We start from the raw sequence: 18,102 nt of genomic DNA, 5'->3' as shown, positions 1-18,102 counted from the left end.
ACCGTTCCTGCATTCCTGGATACCTCGCGGGCGAGCGCATGGCGACCTCGCTGCGGTCACGAGGCCGGAGCCGCTCCGTCGGGCCGCTTGCCGGTCGTGTGGTGTGCGGTGGCCGTCCCGGGTCTCGTGTCGGCGGCTTCGACGACCTGCCGATCAGCGAAAAGCAAGGGTGGCCGGCCGCCCGGTAATGCGTTCTGCGGGGTGCTAGCCGGCTCGGACGCGTTCGCACCGGTCGGCGGTATCGGCGCAGCTCCCTGCGGCAGCCGGGGCCGGGACGTGCGATGACGGGATGTCCACGCTCTCGGCAGGGACCATGGTGGTGCGGTCGGGGTCCGAGGCGAGTGGGTCCAAGGCTCGTACGAGCGCGGTCAGGGTCGCGTCGAGGCGATTGGTGTGCAGCAGCAGGCGATGCTCCGGCGACGGCCGGCTACGGCTCACGCGTTGCTCCTCCGAGAGCAGGGACAGCGCCCTGATGACCGTGGGGCGTGCCGTTTGTGAGGCGCTTTCCGGTCGGTGGCCGGTGATGCGGATCAGGTGGGTCACGGTCTCGTGCGCGCGGTCGGCAGCAGCTGTGAGACGGGCGGCGCACTCCCGGACGTGGCCCGCCGGGAGACGTTCGGCCGTGGCGGCCAGGCTCCGTGCGTGGTACGCGCCTGCCTCAAGGAGTTCCAGCAGGTGGCGGGCGCGGTGACGGCGGCGGCGCTGCGGATTGAACGGATGAGTGAGAGGCAGACAGGCCTTGCGGAAGGATTCCAGTGCCTGGTCGAGGTCGTGTGCCGCGCGGCCCCAGCTCGTCGGGATCTCTGTGTCCGTGCTTCCTGCCGCGACGGCCCGAAGGAGGCGGTCGAGGACGTGCAGGAAGCCGACCAGTCCCTCGTCACTGGCCCGGCGGACCGTGGTGGGAAGGATGAGGACGGCGGCAAGGATCCCGCAGGACACTCCCAGTGCGGTCTCCTGGACGCGCACGAGCAGCACGTGTGTCGAGAAGGTGTCCATCAGCGCGAGCAGCATGCTGAGCGTGCCGGTGATGAAGAACGTCACGGCCCAGTAGGCCTGCGACGGGGTGTAGAACATCCCGAACATGCACAGCAGGAGCAGGATCAGGAGGACAGGGCCGTCTCCGCCGACCAGAGCGGCGAGGCCGTAGCCGAACACCACGCCGAGGACGGTGCCCGCCAGCCGCCGGACACTCTGAAGCAGCACCTCGCCGGTGCTCTCGTTCTTGATGAAGACGACCCATGCGGCCGCGACAGCCCAGTACCACAGGTGCGGCGACAGGAGATGACCGCCCGCGATGGCGAGGGCCGAGGCAGCCGTCACCTGAAACGCCTGACGGGTGGCTCCCCGCTTCAGGCTTGAGGTGTCGCTGCCCCTGCGCGGCAGCGCCCCGAAGGTGGGTGAGGCGGGCTTGCGTGGAGGCGTCCCGAGTCCTGCCGGGCGGCCCCGTGGGCCGAGAACCCGCAGGGCTTCGGCGAGTTCGTCGACCGCGGGGAAGCAGTCCAGCACGAGTGCGGAGCCTGTCGGCCGGTTCGCCGGGCCGCCCTCGTACCCCTCTGCGCACCGCTCGGCGGCGCAAGTAGTTCCCACGGTGAGCTGGTGCCGGAGAGCCCTGATCCGCTGAGCGAGCCGATGTCGGGCCGTCCGTCCCGCCAGATCGTTGCGGGCCGCCGGGGTGCGCATCGCACGGACCGCCAGTACGGCCAGGCGCTGCGCGGCCATCTCCACCTGGCTGAGGTGCAGCAGCAGGGCCTCGGTGTCCTCGTCGACGGCGCGCTCGTCGAGAAAGTCCTCGATCAGCAGCACGGACGCGTGCAGCCGGTCGAGACGGTCCTGCAAAGCGCGGCTCCGGGTGTCGACGTCCTGCCCAGTGACGATCAGCGAGGCCGTGTCCCGGAGGATGTCCTGCAGTCGCACGTCGAATGCGTGCCGCAGCCGCCGCAGAGTTCCGGACGCCGTGACGGGGCCGACGCAGTACCACATGGCTGTGGCGGCCCCGAACGCCACCAGTACCGATGCTCCGAGCTGCGGCAGCTGGTCTGCTCGGGCACGGGTGAACTGAGACAGCAGGAAGGCCATGAAACCGAAGATCCCCAGGCCCAGCCCTCGCGGCCCGAACCGGCGGGCCTGGACGGCGAAGTAGATCACCACCAGGAAGACCAGCTTGGCTGCCGTCGGGTACGGCGTCAGCACGGCTCCGGCGGCCAGGGACGCGAGGGCGAGCGGAGCGCCGAGTCCGAGCGTGATGCGCTGGTTGCGCGGGTGCAGGTCGCTCACGGCCAGTGAAGTCGTCATCGCGGTGAAGCCGCCGACCACCAGCGCCGTCTCGGGCGCTCGCAGCGCTGTCAGCACGGCAAGGGTCGCGGCGGTGCCGCACACGGCACGCATCGCGGAAGTCAGACGGATCAGTCCGGGGTCAAAGGCGGCGAAGCGGTCCCACAGCGATGTCGTTGTCCTTGCCACCATGGAGATCTCCGTAGGTCCTTTCGCGTGTGCACGGCCGGGGGAGAGCCTTGAGGTTCCGGCCGGCCACGGCCCGCGTCACCAGTCTCGGCGCCCGGGGTTCCGGCCGGTATGCCTCAGGTGACTGCTCTCGGAGGTTCCGCAGCACACAGGTGGGAGCCCTGAAGTAGCTCACGGTGGCCTGGACGGAGAAACGAGACACAGCGTCCGTTGCCGGCGTCGGCGACCGCGCAGCGCCTGACAGGCCTGCACCCGTTGGATGGCTTTCGGTTCCAAGGGGCTACAAAGTGCACGGACTTGGGACGGACAGTCGCCAGGAACCCAGAAGGTCACGCGACATTCGACGCATCTCGACACAGCCGTCGTCGAGCCGCAGGCTTCCGCGCACCGCGCGTTCGCCCGGGTCGTTCGCCCGCGCAAGAGCAGCCCCGTGGGCCTGCTCCGGATCGGCCATGCCGTCGACGACGTAGAAGTGGCGTACGAGCCGACCGCACGGAGTACGGAACCCGAGTCCGACCAGCCACGAGCGTCCAGTGACCATGGCAGCGCCTCCCAGTCGAGATGTATGGCTTACGCGATCCCCGTCTGTGATGGCAGGACGCCACCGGCGACGCACGACCGTGCCTGCCCGCCGACCCGGAAAGGCGCGGCCGTGCCCGCTTCACGATTCTGTGGCCGGACGAACAGCCGGGGGTATGCGTCACGTGACTGCATCGGTGCTGGTCGGCCGCGGGATGGGGCGTTTGCGCCTGCCGACCCGTTGTCCCGCCGTGGCGATCCCGATGCCGTGACGGCGCGGAGACGTACGGGTCGACGCATGCGGAGGCCGGCGGTCTCCTCGCCACGATGGCCGTGCGGCGCGCGACTCCGCGGGCGAAACCCGCCCTCCGGGAGAACTCCATGGATGCCAGGGCCGGAATATCACGGACGACGACTGCGCTCGGATGCGCTTTGAGCAGGTTCGAGGCCACTCCCGGGGGCGCTGCCTCGGTTCTCCCACGCTAGTATCTGGGGTATCTCAAATTCCCTGGAGCATCCGTGGAAAACGATGGAAGGGCTCGTGGGGACCAGCGCTCGACGCCGAATTCTGGTCTGACGCTGGTGGGCCGAGAAACCGAGACATCGGAAATCATCCGACGTGTCGGCGCTGATCGGTCCCGCAGTGATGTGCTGGTCGTCACGGGTGACCCCGGTGCCGGAAAGAGCACCGTGCTCGACATCGCGGCCGATCACGCGCAGAGGGCAGGCGGCCGAGTGCTGCGAGCGGTGGGGAGCGAATCCGAGGCGCACCTTGGATTCGCGGGTCTTCACCAGATGCTGCGCCCGGTGCTCGGTGCCGCGGAGGGCCTGCCGTCGCGGCAGCGCGCCGCGCTCCGTGCCGTCCTGGGGCTCGACGAGTGTGCCGAGGCCCCCGACGCGATGGTCGTCGGCCTGGCGGTTCTGACCTTGTTGTCGGACCTGGCGGAAACGACACCGCTGCTGGTGGTGGTCGACGACGCCCAGTGGATCGATCGCGGATCACTGGACGTTCTCTCCTTCGTGGCGCGTCGCATGGACAGCGAGCCCGTGACGCTGCTGGTCGGAGTCCGCACCGCGGCCGCGCTTCCCGGCTTCGACAAGGAGTACGAGCGCCTTGAGCTCGGCCCGCTGGACGGTGAGGCGGCCAACCGGCTGCTCGACCGGCAGCCCATGCCGCCCACCGGCCGAACCCGCGTGCGGATCCTTGAGGAGGCGGCCGGCAACCCACTGGCTCTGGTGGAACTCGCCCACGCCACCGCGATCCGGCACCCCGAGGGCAGTAGCGTGGAGGGCCCGCTGCCGGTTACCGACCGGCTGGAGCGGATCTTCGCGGGCCATGCGGCGGACCTGCCGGAACCGACCCGCCGCATCCTGCTGCTCCTTGCGACCGCCGATGCGGCGGACGCGCAGGCAGCCGCCATGGGACTGCCCGAGGCGGACGACAAAGCATGGGAGCCCGCTGATCGGGCCGGCCTCGTACGCCAGGACGGAACCAGGATCGTTTTCCGTCACCCGCTCGTCCGCTCCGCCGTCTACCATGCCGCGTCGTTCGACGAACGCCGCCAGGCACACCTGGCTCTCGCGGAACTGCTGCGCGAGGAGCCCGACCGCCGCGCCTGGCATCTGGCCGCCGCAACCGTACGCCCCGACCAGGACGTATCGGCCGCGTTGCAGCAGACGGCCGACCGGGCCCGGCGCCGAGGTGGCTTCGCGGCCGCTGCCGCCGCCCAGGAGCGCGCCGCAGAGCTCAGCCCGCGTCGCGAGGACCGGGCGCGCCTGCTGGCCGAAGCCGCTGCCACCGCCGTCTTCACCGGTCAGCTCGGCTGGGTGGAGCACCTGGCCGCCGCAGTCCGCGAGTGCACCGACGACCCGGCACTGCGGGGCAGAGCCGCGCTGGCCACCGGCCAGCTCATGTCTCTTGGCCCCCACCACACAGCGGCCTTCGCCCTGCTCATGCGCGTTGCCGACGAGGCAGCGAACGCCCGGTCACCCCTCGTACTCGACGCGCTGGCCGCAGCAGCGGTGGTCCGCTACTACTCGGGCGAGGAGTCCCAGCAGCGACAGATCCAGAGCCTGCTCTCCTGCACGCCCGACGATGCCGCCGCAGCCGCGCTGCACGCCTGGGTCATGGCCGTCTCCGACCCCGGCGGAGCAGGAGCGTCCCTCGCACCGGTGCTGCCCGGGCTCATCGCCGAGGCCAAGGGCGACGCCCGGCGCCTGACCGCGCTGGCCATCGTCGCCTGGCTGCTCGACCAGACCGCCCTCGCCGCCAGGACCTTCGACGAGGCGTTCGACCAGTGGCAGGCCCACGGCCCGCTCCCGGACGGACTGGGATGCGCGGCCGGCTGGACCCGCCTGGAGCAGGGCCGATGGCCCGAGGCCCGCTCGGTGGCGGCCGACATCGCGGCCATGGCATCGGCGGCCGGACTCGACCACGCCGAGGCCTGTGCCCAGGCACTCGACGCTACAGTTGTCGCCCTGCTCGGCGACCCGGCCGCCGCACGCCGGCTCGCCGAGCGAGCCCTGGCCCTCGTCGACCCGCTGGAGAGCCGCTCCGTCGCGGTCTTCGCCCGTCGTGCCCTGGGGATGGCGGCCGTGGCCGAGGGCGACTACGACACCGCGTACACGCAGTTCCGCTCCGCGTTCACCGACGACGGCGATCCGGTCCACTACCACGTCTCCTACACCGTCCTGGCTGACCTCGCGGCCGCGGCCGTCCGCCGAGGACAGCAGGAGCACGCCGCCGAACTGCTGGAACGGTCGGCGCGGCGCCTCGGTACGGGCATGTCGGCACGGGTGGCCGCCTTGATCGCCCGTGGCCGCGCCCTGCTGGCGGATCCCGAGCACGCGGAGCCGTTCTTCCAGGCGGCGCTCGCACAGCCCGCGGGTGAGCAGTGGCCGTTCGAACGGGCACAGACCCGACTCGACTACGGGGAATGGCTCCGCCGCCGGCGCCGTATCGCCGAGGCACGTCCACTGCTGAGCGCCGCCCTGGAAACCTTCCAGCGCCTCGGCGCACGGCCGTGGATCGAGCGGGCACAGGCGGAACTGCGTGCCGCCGGTATCGAGGCGACCGACGTCGTGCCCAGCGCCTTCACCGAACTCAGCCCCCAGCAACAGCAGATCGTCCAACTGGCGGCCCGCGGTCTGACGAACCGTGAGATCGGGGAGAAACTGTTCCTCTCACCGCGCACGGTCGGCTCCCACCTCTACCGGGTCTTCCCCAAGCTGGGCATCACCGCCCGTTCACAACTCCGCGACGTGCTCGAAGGCACCCTGTCAGGTGCCGGCGTGCAGAGCTGAAAGCCGAATCTGCCTCGGAGGCACGCTGACGAGCATGCCGCCTGTCGGCCGACGGCCGTCGCCGTGCAGTCGACTGACAGATACCGCGACCGGATTCCGCATGACAGATTCATAGAGCGCGACGACGAGAGACCGCATGAGCTCGTCGAACCGGACAAGGGATTCACCCGGGCGCCCTACCCCTGCGCCCGTGCCCTTGGGGGGCGTGAAAGCTGTCCGAGCCCTGGCCTGCCTTTCACGCCCCCAGACCTGCGGCCGCGACCGCGCCGAGAACTCCGGCCCACCAGCGCCCAGTGAACAGGCTTCGACCAGGAGGGCGTTGGCGTCCAGGACGGGCAGGAGCTTCAGCCTCAAAGAACTGCGCGCCCTGCAAGGGGCCGGAGCGTTCCAGCCTGGTTCGCCGATTGGTGTACCGGGCAGAGGTCGCTGCTCATTGAAATGGAGAACCGGCCTTGACCAGGCGTGGGAGCCAGGCGCCCAGCTCAACTGGGAGCGTGCCGCTGACGCAGGGTCATCCCTCCGGCGTCAGCCGCCGATCCCGGTGACATAGGGGGCCGTCAGCCGCCTTGCCGGAGCTGCCTGTCGCGGTCCTTGCGTGCGTCCCGCTGCCACAGCATGCGGGGAAGCCGGATTGCCCTGAAGCTGCTCTTCCGCGGACTGACGCTGCGCGGTGCCGTGCCGAGCCAATGGGGCGGTCAATGAGAACGCCTCGACACGGATCCGGTTGAGTCGGAAGACTTGACCGGTTCCGACGTAGATCGTCGGGCCCATCGTGTGCCGCGCGTCCCGGACGCTGCAGGTCAGGAACACATGTGGTGGGGCACCATAGTTCGAGGGTCAGCTAGGCGTGCGGCCACCATGTCGGCGCGGACGGCCAGCGGTCAGACCCGCCCGCCGTGCCAGCGGACGGCGGCGGCGCCGGCGAAGTCGCCCGCGTGGGCGAAGCCCGCCAGGACCACCAGGTCACCGTCCTTCAGCCGGCCCGAGCGGATCGCGCGGTTGAGGGTGACTGGGATGGCCGCTCCGAAGAGGTTGCCGTACTGGTCGAAGGTGTTCAGGTGCCGTTCGGCGGGCAGTTGCAGCGCCTCCTGCCAGTTCCGCAGGAAGGTGCGGTTCGGCTGGTTGGTGATGAGGACGTCGATGTCGCCGGTCGCCACACCGAGCCGTCGGCACAGCTCGGTGACGGCCTCCGGGACGAGTCGGTTGCCGCGTGCCAGGACCTTGGCGACGCCGGCGTCGGTGAACCCGATCCGCAACTGGGACTCTCCCGGCTCCCAGTACTTGCGGCCGTCGTCGAGCGCCACGGTCATGTCGCCGGCGTACGCGCCGATGTGCCGGGTCTCCACGCCGAGGACCGGGGCGACGGCCGATGTCGTCACATACCCGACGCCGCAGCCGTCGCCCGGGACCGCCGCCTGGGCGAGCCTGCGCACGTCGGACTGCGTGAAGCACTGGCCCGCGGCGCTCTGCGCGTTGCAGATCAGCGCGGTCTTCGCGTCGGTGGTCGTGAGGATCTGCCGGGCCAGCTTCAGCATGTGTACGAAGGAGGCGCAGCCCGCGTTGGCCACGTCGACGAGCCACTCCGGGTTCAGGCCCAGCCGGCGTGCCACCTCGGTGCCGGCGCCCACGAAGGGCAGGTCCGGCAGCTGGCTGTGTACCAACAGCACGTCGACGCCTCGGATCGCGGCCCTGCCGTGCCGTTCGATCAGGGGCTGGACGGCACGCTCGATCATGTCCGTGTTGGTCTCGTCCGGGGCCACATGGTGCCGTGTCGGCGGGACCCTGAACATGGGATGGTCGCGGAGCTTGTCCTCGGCCCCGGGGTAGTCGGTGTAGAACGCGGCGGGGACCGGCTCGCCGGGGAGGTAGCCCGCGACGTCGGTGAGACTGACCGTGGTCATCGCGGTACCGCCGTGGTCGGAGCCACGCTGACGGGCAGGCCGTTGCGGTGGCGATGTTCGAGGATGGCCTTGAGGTTGTTCATCTCCAGCGTGTGCCCCGCGTAGAAGAGGTCCCAGTAGTCGCCCACCCAGGGCCGGTCGGGGCGGGGGGCCAGGCCGGGGTGCGGGTTGGCGTCGTAGTAGGGGTGCCGGCAGTTGGTCCATGTGATCACCGAACCCGGCTTGTCGAGCACCAGGCGGGCCGGTACGACACGCATCAGGTAGATCATCCACAGCTTCTCGCCCTGGTCCCAGGAGCAGTGGTAGTCCACGGTCATGGCCTCGGGGTTCGCGGCCACCCTGCAGTAGATCCTGGTGTCGTCCTCGAGCCGGTCGTGGCCGACCCACAGCCCCGGTGTGCCGGTGGGGGCGAAGTCCCGCAGGCTGCAGGTCCACTCCTCCAGGTGGTGGCCCTGGCGGAGGTAATCGTAGGCCTGCTCCGGGGGGCAGTCGACGTATTCGTGGATGGTGCAGTACTGCCCGTAGACCTGATGGTGCGGGTAGACGGCGTGGGTGAGCTCCATGCAGTGGGCGGCCAGCTCCTCCTTGCCGGGGTTCTCGATCCGCATCAGGCCGGGGATGTCAGCCAACGTGGACGACTCCTCGCTCATCCGAATTCTCCTTGCTGCCGGGGCGTTCAGTGCTGTCGGTGGCTGGGGCGAAGGACGGGTGGGACTGGAAGGACTGGAAGGACTGGAAGGGGAGGAACGGAGGGATCTCCCCCGGGTCGCAGTCCAGTGCGACGAACGCGGGTCGGCCGCTCGTGTTGCTGCGCAGCAGTGCCTCGCGCAACTGCGCCGCGTCGTCGGCTCCGGTGACGTCGAGCGACGGGAAGGCGGCGGCCACCCCGGCGGCGAGGTCGGTCCGGCCGAACAGGTCGTCGCTGCGGACGCCGCCCTGGAGGAACTCCTCCCGCAGCGCGCACATGGCGTGGGCGTTGTTGTTGAAGACGACGAAGGTCACGGGGGCGGCGTACTCCACGGCGGTGTGCACTTCCATCCCGTGCATGAAGAAGGAACCGTCGCCGGCGAGGACATAGGTGCGACGCCCGGTGGCGAGCGCGGCGCCGATGCCCGCACCGAAGGTGTAGCCCATACCGCCCATGCCGACCGCCACCACGAACCGGCCGTGGCGCGGTGCGGGGAGGAGATGGACCGCGCTGGCACCCGCGTTGCCGGCGTCCACGAACACGTGCGCACACTCGGGAAGCGCCGCCTCCACCGCGGCGATCGCCTGGGCGTAGGGGACGGTCCGCCCGGTGGCCGGGGACACCGGGGCCCGCATGGGCGAGGGGAGGGGACCGGAGTGCTGCGGGCAGTCCTGCGGGCGCGTCGGGAGCCGGCCGGTCACCGCGCGCAGCGCGTCCCGCAGGCCCCCGCCCAGTGCGGTGCCCGGCACGAACGGCGGTTCGGGATCGAGGCATACGACTTCGGTGGCGGCCAGGGCCCGGTCGAGGCCGCCGCGCGCCAGGAGCGGCAGCCGGGTACCGACCAGCAGGCACACGTCGGCCCGCCGCAGACAGTCCTCTACGTTGGCATGGCCCATCACCCCGGCCACGCCGGCGAACCGGGGATCACGGTTGTCGAAGACATCCTTGGCGTCGGGGGTGACCGCCACCCACGCCCCGAGCTTCCGGGCCAGTTCGGCCAGTTCGGGACGCGCGTCCGCGGCGGCCACGCCCTCACCGGCGATGACGAGGGCGCGGCCGGCTCCGCGCAGGATGTCCGTCACGGCGGTGAGGGCCGAGCTGTCCACCCGGGGCGCCGCTGCCGTCGGTGCCGGCAGCGCCACGCCAGGCGTCGACGCCGGCAGCGCCACGCCCGGTGCCGCCGCCGTGCCGCGGCCGGGCAACGGGATCCGTGCCTGCTGCACGTCCTTGGGCAGGAGCAGCACCGCCGGACCCCGGGGCTCGGCCTGTGCCGCCGCCATCGCCTGGGGCAGTAACTCCTGGAGCGAGCCCGGGTCCTCGACCCAGGCGCAGAACCGGGAGACCGGTGCGAAGACCTCCGCGGCGTCGAAGGAGCCCCCCTTGCCGCTGGAGTCCTGGAACGCCCCGTGGCCCGCCTGGCCGGTCGGCGGCTGGCCCACCAGGGCCAGCACGGGGACCCGGGAGGCGTGCGCTTCCGCCAGACCCGGTACCAGATTCATCGCACCGCCGCCCGAGGTGGCGGCAACCACGCCGAGACACCCGGTGGTTCGAGCGTAACCGTCGGCCATGGTGACCGCGGAGAACTCGTGCTTGGCGACGACGCAGCGGACGCTGCCGGTGCGGTGAACGGCGTCGTACAGGTCCTCGATGTTCGCGCCGCCGACGCCGAACACATGGGTGACGCCGGCCGTGGCGAGTTCCCCGGCCAGGTGGTCGACGAGGCGTACCGTTCCTGCCTCGGGCACGTCCGAGGTCGGGGTGATCATGCGGGGCTCCTGTCCGTCTCATGGTGCGGGTCGATGAGGCCGGATGGCGTGATGACCTGGAAGCGGTGCCGGTACTCCTTCGGGGTGAGCCCCAGGGTGCGTCCGAAGGAGCGGAAGAACGTCTCGGTGGCGGCGAATCCGCAGCGGGCCGCGACCTGGCTGATCGTCAGGTCGGTGGTTTCCAGCAGTTCGCGTGCGCGGGCGATGCGTGTCCGCTCGACGTACTGGCCGGGCGTCGTGCCCACCTCGCGTCGGAAGACCCGGGCGAAATTTCGCAGGCTCATGTTGGCCCGCTGGGCGATCTCGGCCACGGGTAAGGGGTTGTGCAGGTTCTCGAGAATCCACTCCTGTGCGGTCCGGATCGGTGGATGGTCGGCCAACTGGGCGTCGAGGACGGCGCTGAACTGGGGCTGCCCTCCGTGCCGTTTCAGGAAGAGCACCAGATACCGCGCCGTCTCCAACGCGAGCCCCGCACCGTGATCGGCCTCCACCAGGGCGAGCGCCATGTCGATCCCGGTGGACACGCCCGCAGAGGTCACGAAGGGGCCGTCCCAGACGAAGATCGGCTCGGCGTCCACCGTCACGTCCGGGTAGCGGCAGGCCATCGCGTCGGTGTACGCCCAGTGCGTGGTGGCGCGTCTGCCGTCCAGCAGGCCCGCCTCGGCCAGCAGGAAGGACCCGCCGCATACGGAGGCCACCCTGCGCGAACGGGCCGCCGCACGGCCGATCCAGGAGACCAGCGCCCGGTCCTGGAGCGCTTCGCCGAGACTCCACCCGCCCGGAACGAGAAGCGTGTCGATGGGACCGTGCCCTGCCTCCAGGGGTGAGGCCTCCACCGTCACTCCTGAACTCGTGCGCACCAGTGGTGCGTCGGCGGAGACCAGGTCGATCCGGTAGGGGGCGCTCGACGGGGCGAGGAGCCGGTTGGCCGTGTCGAACACTTCGATCGGTCCGGTGATGTCCAGGACCATCGCACCCGCGTACACCACCACAACAACACGTCGCTCAAGCACGGTCACAGCCTGTATCGGGCAACGCACTGGCCGCAATGACAGTTTATTGACGTATCCGGCCAACAGGCGGTCGTCGGGAGGGGGAGCGGTCTGCCAACCAGCCGGTTTGCGCACGGGCACCGACATCGATGGGTGAGGCAGCTCACAAGGAGCGAAGAGGACGAGGTGCACGCGGACGGACGGTGCCTCCGGCGGGTGGTGGTCCGCCGGAGGCACGGGGTTCAGCAGTCGGGGATGACGGTGCCGTTGTTGTCCTTGGCCTCGTCGTTGCCCCAGCGGGAGAGGTAGTAGGCGGAGACGTACTGGTTGGCGGGTCCGGTGTCGGGGTCGGTCTTGAGCCACCAGTGGTTGTAGGCCGTGGCGTTGCCGATCTGGCGGCCCCAGACCTTGCAGTAGACGTAGTTGGTGCCGGCTTCAGGGTGCCGGTCTGGGTGGTGCTGGTCGGCGAGGCGTAGACCGGGGCGGTGGCGAAGGTGTCCACCCAGTACTTGGTGGGCGGCGGGGGAACGCTGCCTCCGTCGGACACGTCGAGGTAGTCGCCGTCGATGTTGACGGTGACCCCGCCCCAGGTCTGGTTGGTGCCCCCGAAGTACTGGTGGATGCGCTGGTGTTCGGCCCAGTCGGCGGCAGGCACGTACGTGCCGGCGTTGGTGTCGGCGGCGTTGTTCCACCAGGCGAACCAGATGTGGTCCGGCATGCTGTAGGCCCCGGTGGTGTACTGCGCGGCCAGGTCACGCATGCCGGAGGCGGCGCTGGAGTAGACACCGGAGCGGTAGCCACGCGCGTGCAGTTCGTCGATCCAGGCGGAGAGGTGGTTCAGGACGCCGGTGCTGCAGGAGGAGTTGGTGTTGTCGTAGCCCTCCATGTCGTCGTAGAGGACGCTGTTGGCCGGGAGTCCGATCGCCTGTGCCTGGGCGACGGCGTCGTCGGCTTCCGCGGTGCCCTGGCCCCGGGCGGTTGCCGGGTCGGTGGAGACGCGGTGGCCGAAGGAGGTGCAGGGCGCCTGGGAGCCGACGTAGGTCGGGATCAAGTGCCAGCCGTTGGCGGTCACCGTGCTGACCCAGGACGAGGTGAGATTGGGCTGGGCACAGGCCCGGCTGTTGCCGCCGATGTACACGCCCACGGCCCGGTAGGGGGACGCCCCCAGGCGCTCATCGTGGAGGTGCTCGGGGGGCGCCCAGACTTCGGCCGAGTTCGACTGTACGGCGGGGATGCGGAACACGTCGTGCTTCTCGGCCGTGGCGAAGCCGGTGATGGTGGCCGACTTCCACACGCACAGGTAGCCCGCGTCGCAGCCGTCCGTACTGGTCATGTAGTAGTAGCCGCCGTACTGGATGACATACGGGTCGCTGACGTGCTGCCTGATGGGGTTGGTGAAGGTCGCGGCGCCGGCTGCTGCCGCGCGCGCTGTCGCCCGGTCGGCCTGGGCGACGGACGGCAGGAGTGCGAGGACGAGGGCGACCAGTCCGCGAGGGCGCACAGGAGTGGTCTCCGCCGCTTTCCGGGCAGTTCCACCATGGTTGGCTCCGTATGGGGGGAAGGAGGCGGGGGGGTGGAATCGATTTCGGAAAGCCTGGGAACGGGGTGAGTGGGCGTCAATGGGCCGGAGCCTCCGCAGGATCGGGGGTCATCGGGGCGAACCCGAACATCGAGGTGACCGTCTGTGGCAAGTCGGTCACTCTTGGACGCTGTCGGCCGAGCCCTCATCCGCATGCTGCGATAAGCTGTGGCAAATATGGCAAAAGTGTCTGTGTCCGCCGGTTCCTCGCGGTTCAGCCGCCCGAACGGTGCGGCATGGCGGCCGACACCTGCTCGGTCGGCGGGAGATCGACTCCAACAGTGCCAGGGGACAGGTGTCTTTCCGTAGGTCCGTTCTCCCGTAGGTCGGTTCTCATGGACCTCAACACCATCACCGAAGTAGTCCGGCCACCGGCCGAGCGTCCCGGCATGGACTGGCACGAGGGCGACGCCTGGCTCGCGGGCGGCACATGGCTCTATTCCACGGAGCAGCCGGACCTGCGACGGCTGATCGACCTGACGGCGTTGGGCTGGGAGCCTCTCGTTCCGACGGGCGAGGGCCTGGAGATCGGCGCCACCTGTACGATCCGCGATCTGTACGCCTTCCCCTGGCCGGACTGCTGGACCGCCGGAATTCTCTTCCGGAAGAGCTGCGAGGCGTTCCTCTCCTCGTTCAAGGTCTGGAACGCGGCGACCGTCGGCGGAAACATCTGCATGTCCTTGCCCGCCGGCCCGATGATCACGTTGACGGTGGCGCTGGAGGCGCAGTACGAACTATGGGCGCCGGACGGCTCCGTGCGCTTCGTCGACGCCCTCGACTTCGTCACGGGCGACCACCGCAACGTCCTCGCCCCCGGGGAGATCCTTCGGCGCATCACCATTCCGGAGCACGCGCTGCGCAAACGCACCGCACACCGTCGCTTCACACTGACCCGGCTCGGCCGTTCGACGGTGTTCCTCGTCGGCACGCAACGGCTGGGAGCGAACGACCTGTTGCTCACCATCACCGCCGGCACGACGCGGCCGGTCCGCATCGCCTTCGACTCCCTGCCCGACGTTCGAACCCTGCGGCAGAGCATCGACGCCGTACCGGCCGACGTCTGGTTCGCCGACCCCAATGGGACCCCGGACCACCGTCGGCATCTGACACGGTACTTCGCCGAGGAGATCTGCCATGAACTCACGGCTGGGGACCTGGCATGAGCTACCTCGTGAACGGCAAGGAGTTCGACCGGGAGCCGGCCCCCGGTCAGTGCCTGCGCACCTTCCTGCGCGAACTCGGCCACTTCGGCGTCAAGAAGGGGTGCGACGCGGGCGACTGCGGCGCCTGCACGGTGTGGCTGGACGGCGAACCGGTCCACAGCTGCATCACCCCCGCGTTCCGCGCGGAGGGCCGTGAGGTGACTACCATCGAGGGCCTCGGACGGCCCGGCGCCCCGCATCCCATGCAGCGGCAGTTCGAGGACGCCCCGGGGTTCCAGTGCGGGTTCTGCACCGCGGGGATGATCATGACGTCGGCGACCTTCACCGAGGAGCAGAAGGCGGATCTGCCGCGGGCGTTGAAGGGCAACCTCTGCCGCTGCACCGGATACCGGGCGATCGAGGACGCCGTGAAGGGCGTCAGCGCGGTGGAGACGGCGGCACCGGGCAAGGCCGTCGGGACGAGTGTCGGCGCGCCCGCGGGCCACGACGTGGTGACGGGTCACGCCGAGTTCACCATGGACACGCGGATCGACGGCATGCTGCACCTCAAAGTGCTGCACTCGCCCCACGCGCACGCCCGGATCCTCTCGATCGACAAGAGCGCCGCCCTCGCGGTGCCCGGCGTGCACCGGGTCTACACCTGGGAGGACGTGCCCCGCAGACGCTTCACCACGGCGATCCACACCGACCACCTGGTCGACCCGGACGACACCTACATCCTCGACGACACGGTCCGCTTCGCCGGCCAGCGCGTCGCCGCGGTCCTCGCCGACACGGTCGGAGCGGCCGAGGAGGGCTGCCGGCGTCTCGCGGTCGAGTACGAGGTGCTGCCGGCGGTGTTCGACCCCGAGGCGGCGATGGCCGACGGCGCGCCCCAACTGCACGGTTCCGACGATCCGTTCGTCCGCGACCCCGTCCACAACATCCTGCTCGAACTCCACTCGCACATCGGCGACGTCGACGCGGGATTCGCCGCGGCCGACGTGATCCACGAAGGCACGTACGTCACACCGCGGGTGCAGCACGCGCATCTGGAGACCCACGGTTCGATCGCGTGGATGGAGGACGGCCGCCTGAACGTCCGTACCAGTTCGCAGTCACCGTCGATCGCGAAGGTCAAACTGGAGTACCTGTTCGCGCTGCGCCCGGACCAGGTGAGGGTGTTCTGCAAGCGCGTCGGCGGCGGATTCGGCGGCAAGCAGGAGGTGATCGCGGAGGACCTGGTCGCGCTCGCCACCCTGGACACCGGGCGGCCCACCTGTCTCGAGTTCACCCGTGAGGAGGAGTTCACCACGGCCTCGCCGCGGCATCCGATGACCCTGACGGTCAAGCTCGGCGCGAAGGCCGACGGAACGCTCACCGCCTTCCAGGTGCGCAACGTGTCGAACACGGGCGCCTACGGCAACCACGGCGGCGAGACGGTGTACGCGGGCGGAGCGGCCGTCATGATCTACCGCTGCCCCAACAAGAAGTACGACGCCTACTCCGTCTACACGAACACCGTGCCGAGCGGGGCGCTGCGCGGCTACGGGATGACGCAGCCGGCGTTCGCCGTGGAGTCGGCGATGGACGAACTGGCCCGCGCCCTTCACCTCGACCCGCTGGAACTGCGCCGACGCAACATCGTGCGGCCGGGCGAGCCCCTGGTCGCGATGCACGACGGTCCCGACGACGTGATCTACACCGAGGACGGACTCGCCCGGTGCATCGACCTGGTGGGCGAGGCCCTGGCCCGTACGGCAGGCCAGCCGCCGCCCGGCCCGGAGTGGCTCGTCGGAGCCGGCGTGGCGAGTTCCCTGCACGAGACCGCACCCCCGACGGAACACCTCTCCGAGGCCTGGGTCACGCTGGGCGACGATCTCATCTACGAACTGGCCGTCGGGACACCCGAGTTCGGTGAGGGAACCTCCACGGCCCACGTCCAGATCGCGGCCAACCAGCTGGGCACGACACCCTCGCGGATCCGTCTGGTGCAGTCCGACACCGACCGCACCGGATTCGACACCGGCGCCTTCGCGAGCGCGGGCCTCTTCGTGGCGGGCAACGCCGTCCTGCGGGCGGCCAATGCGGTGCGCGACCGCATCCTGGAATTCGCCGCGGCGCACACGGGCGTCCACGTCGTGATGTGCACGATGGACGACGACGGTGTCGTCTGCGGGGACCGGCGGGTGTCCCTGGCCGAACTCGTCGCGCTGGCCCGGGCGCGTGGAATCCGTTTCACCGCCGCACGCAAGGCCTACGGCTCGCCCCGCAGCGTCACCTCCAACACGCAGGGGTTCCGGGTCGCCGTGCACCGCGTGACGGGTGAGATACGGATCCTGTACAGCGTGCAGGCGGCGGACGTCGGGGTGATCATCAACCCGGCGCAGGTCCGGGGACAGATAGAGGGCGGTGTCGCCCAGGGAATCGGCTTCGCGCTGACCGAGAACCATCACGTCGACGACAGCGGCGTCATGGTCAACCCGAACCTCCGGAACTACCGCATCCCCACCTATGCCGACATCCCCCGCACCGAGGTGCTCCTGGTGGGCTCGGCGGATTCGGTGGGGCCCATGCGGGCGAAGGGGATGGCCGAGTGCTGCATCAACCCGGTGGCCCCCGCGCTCGCGAACGCGGTGCATGACGCCACGGGCGTCCGCTACCGTGCGCTGCCGCTGACCCCGGAACGCATATACGGCCGGCTCCCCGCGGAGCAGTCGGTGTCGACAGGCTGACCCACCATGAGCACCGGAAAGAACCTAGCCGCCGCGGCGACGGCGATCATCGGCCAGAAGGTCCTGCCCGGGAAGGAGCGCGAGTTCGAGTCGTGGCAGAAGGACCTCAACACCGCGGCCTCCTACTACCCCGGTTTCCTCGGTGCCGAGATCTCCCCGCCGACAAAGCTGCAACCCGACTGGGTCGTCGTGTACCGGTTCGACTCGGTGGCGCATCTGCAGGCGTGGATCAACAGCGCGACCAGGCAGACGTATCTCGACGTCGGCGCCAAGTACTTCGACGGGCCGGCGACCCAGCAGGTCGTGAGCAGCGGCACCCAGTCACTGGATCCGCTGGTCACCGTGGTCGTCACCCACCGCGTCCACCCGAACCAGGTCGACGACTTCCTCGCCTGGCAGCACCACATGGTCCAGGAGGAGAGCAAGTTCGAGGGCTTTCGCGGGTCCGAGCTCTTCCGCCCCATCGAAGGGCTCCAGGAGGAGTGGACCACGCTGTACCGCTACGACAGCGCCGAGCACCTCGACGCCTGGCTGACGTCGCCCCAGCGGCAGAAGATCCTGGCCGAGGGCGAGAAGTTCAGCGACTTCAAACTCCGTACGATCGACAACTCGTTCGGCAGTTGGTTCGCCTTCGAGGGCAACGGCAAGGAGGCACCGCCGCCGCCATCCGAGACGAGGACCTCCCTCGCCATCTGGGTCGGCCTCTACCCGACCGTCGTGCTGCTGACGCTCGCTCTGTCCCCGCTGCACCTGCGGCTCTGGATCGGACTGCTCGTGGGCAACCTGCTGTCGAGCTTCATCATGAGCTTCCTGACCATGCCCTACTACGTGAACCCGCTGCTCGGGCGATGGCTGCGGCCACCGCCGGACGAGCCGGCGGCACGGAGCAACCTCCGTGGCCTCGGTATCGTCGCGGTGGTGATGGCCTCCTGGGCCGTCATCTTCTACCTCGTCACGGTCCGGTTCTGGACGCTGCCCTGACGTTCCGGCGAGCCCGGTGGTCAGTTGGGGGTGCAG

At 69.9% G+C, this 18,102-nt stretch carries 9 protein-coding genes and 2 pseudogenes; 4 read left to right on the top strand and 7 right to left on the bottom strand.

Annotation, left to right across the window (positions count from 1 at the left end; translation table 11 throughout):
- Positions 1 to 204: 204 nt before the first annotated feature.
- Positions 205 to 2,463, bottom strand: a complete 2,259-nt coding sequence (locus ABZ865_RS24065; protein ID WP_361233862.1) for an FUSC family protein — start codon at positions 2,461 to 2,463, stop codon at positions 205 to 207.
- Positions 2,464 to 3,498: 1,035 nt separating this feature from the next.
- On the opposite strand from ABZ865_RS24065, the gene ABZ865_RS24060 reads away from it, so the two are divergent.
- Positions 3,499 to 6,282, top strand: a complete 2,784-nt coding sequence (locus ABZ865_RS24060) for an AAA family ATPase (protein WP_361233859.1) — start codon at positions 3,499 to 3,501, stop codon at positions 6,280 to 6,282.
- 881 nt (positions 6,283 to 7,163) lie between these two features.
- Here ABZ865_RS24060 and ABZ865_RS24055 read toward each other — a convergent pair.
- From ABZ865_RS24055 to ABZ865_RS24030, 6 genes and pseudogenes are all read right to left on the bottom strand, one after another.
- Positions 7,164 to 8,183: a 3-oxoacyl-[acyl-carrier-protein] synthase III C-terminal domain-containing protein gene (locus ABZ865_RS24055; protein ID WP_361233857.1), complete on the bottom strand. Its 1,020-nt coding sequence runs from the start codon at positions 8,181 to 8,183 to the stop codon at positions 7,164 to 7,166.
- Positions 8,180 to 8,833: an SRPBCC family protein gene (locus tag ABZ865_RS24050; protein WP_361233854.1), complete on the bottom strand. Its 654-nt coding sequence runs from the start codon at positions 8,831 to 8,833 to the stop codon at positions 8,180 to 8,182. Before ABZ865_RS24050 ends, ABZ865_RS24055 begins: the two co-directional genes overlap by 4 nt.
- Complete coding sequence (locus ABZ865_RS24045; RefSeq protein WP_361233851.1) at positions 8,805 to 10,637, bottom strand: thiamine pyrophosphate-binding protein; 1,833 nt, start codon at positions 10,635 to 10,637, stop codon at positions 8,805 to 8,807. The genes ABZ865_RS24050 and ABZ865_RS24045 overlap by 29 nt, the downstream gene beginning before the upstream one ends.
- The gene (locus ABZ865_RS24040; RefSeq protein ID WP_361233848.1) at positions 10,634 to 11,650 is read right to left on the bottom strand and encodes a GlxA family transcriptional regulator; all 1,017 of its coding nucleotides are present in this window, start codon (positions 11,648 to 11,650) and stop codon (positions 10,634 to 10,636) included. Before ABZ865_RS24040 ends, ABZ865_RS24045 begins: the two co-directional genes overlap by 4 nt.
- A 221-nt stretch (positions 11,651 to 11,871) precedes the next feature.
- A pseudogene (locus tag ABZ865_RS24035) lies at positions 11,872 to 12,140 on the bottom strand (M23 family peptidase); the annotation flags it as partial.
- A 54-nt stretch (positions 12,141 to 12,194) separates the two neighbouring features.
- Positions 12,195 to 12,962, bottom strand: a pseudogene (locus ABZ865_RS24030) (glycoside hydrolase domain-containing protein); the annotation flags it as partial.
- Between the two features lie 581 nt (positions 12,963 to 13,543).
- Here ABZ865_RS24030 and ABZ865_RS24025 point away from each other — a divergent pair.
- The 3 genes from ABZ865_RS24025 to ABZ865_RS24015 are packed head-to-tail and all read left to right on the top strand — an operon-like array spanning position 13,544 to position 18,066.
- Positions 13,544 to 14,371, top strand: coding sequence for an FAD binding domain-containing protein (locus ABZ865_RS24025; protein WP_361233845.1), 828 nt, complete (start codon positions 13,544 to 13,546; stop codon positions 14,369 to 14,371).
- Positions 14,368 to 17,085 (top strand): molybdopterin cofactor-binding domain-containing protein, encoded by a 2,718-nt coding sequence (locus tag ABZ865_RS24020; RefSeq protein WP_361233842.1) that lies wholly within the window; start codon positions 14,368 to 14,370, stop codon positions 17,083 to 17,085. The genes ABZ865_RS24025 and ABZ865_RS24020 overlap by 4 nt, the downstream gene beginning before the upstream one ends.
- A 6-nt stretch (positions 17,086 to 17,091) precedes the next feature.
- Positions 17,092 to 18,066 (top strand): antibiotic biosynthesis monooxygenase, encoded by a 975-nt coding sequence (locus ABZ865_RS24015; RefSeq protein WP_361233839.1) that lies wholly within the window; start codon positions 17,092 to 17,094, stop codon positions 18,064 to 18,066.
- Positions 18,067 to 18,102 lie beyond the last annotated feature (36 nt).

The sequence above is a fragment of the Streptomyces sp. NPDC047085 genome, assembly GCF_040643735.1.
Classification (GTDB): Bacteria; Actinomycetota; Actinomycetes; order Streptomycetales; family Streptomycetaceae; genus Streptomyces.
This window is presented reverse-complemented; position numbering and strand designations above follow the sequence as displayed.

Bases quoted from the DNA above. Each gene is read 5' to 3' on its own strand.
- ABZ865_RS24065 (WP_361233862.1), bottom strand. From the start codon at position 2,463: ATGGTGGCAAGGACAACGACATCGCTGTGGGACCGCTTCGCCGCCTTT.
- ABZ865_RS24055 (WP_361233857.1), bottom strand. From the start codon at position 8,183: ATGACCACGGTCAGTCTCACCGACGTCGCGGGCTACCTCCCCGGCGAG.
- ABZ865_RS24050 (WP_361233854.1), bottom strand. From the start codon at position 8,833: ATGAGCGAGGAGTCGTCCACGTTGGCTGACATCCCCGGCCTGATGCGG.
- ABZ865_RS24045 (WP_361233851.1), bottom strand. From the start codon at position 10,637: ATGATCACCCCGACCTCGGACGTGCCCGAGGCAGGAACGGTACGCCTC.
- ABZ865_RS24025 (WP_361233845.1), top strand. From the start codon at position 13,544: ATGGACCTCAACACCATCACCGAAGTAGTCCGGCCACCGGCCGAGCGT.
- ABZ865_RS24020 (WP_361233842.1), top strand. From the start codon at position 14,368: ATGAGCTACCTCGTGAACGGCAAGGAGTTCGACCGGGAGCCGGCCCCC.
- ABZ865_RS24015 (WP_361233839.1), top strand. From the start codon at position 17,092: ATGAGCACCGGAAAGAACCTAGCCGCCGCGGCGACGGCGATCATCGGC.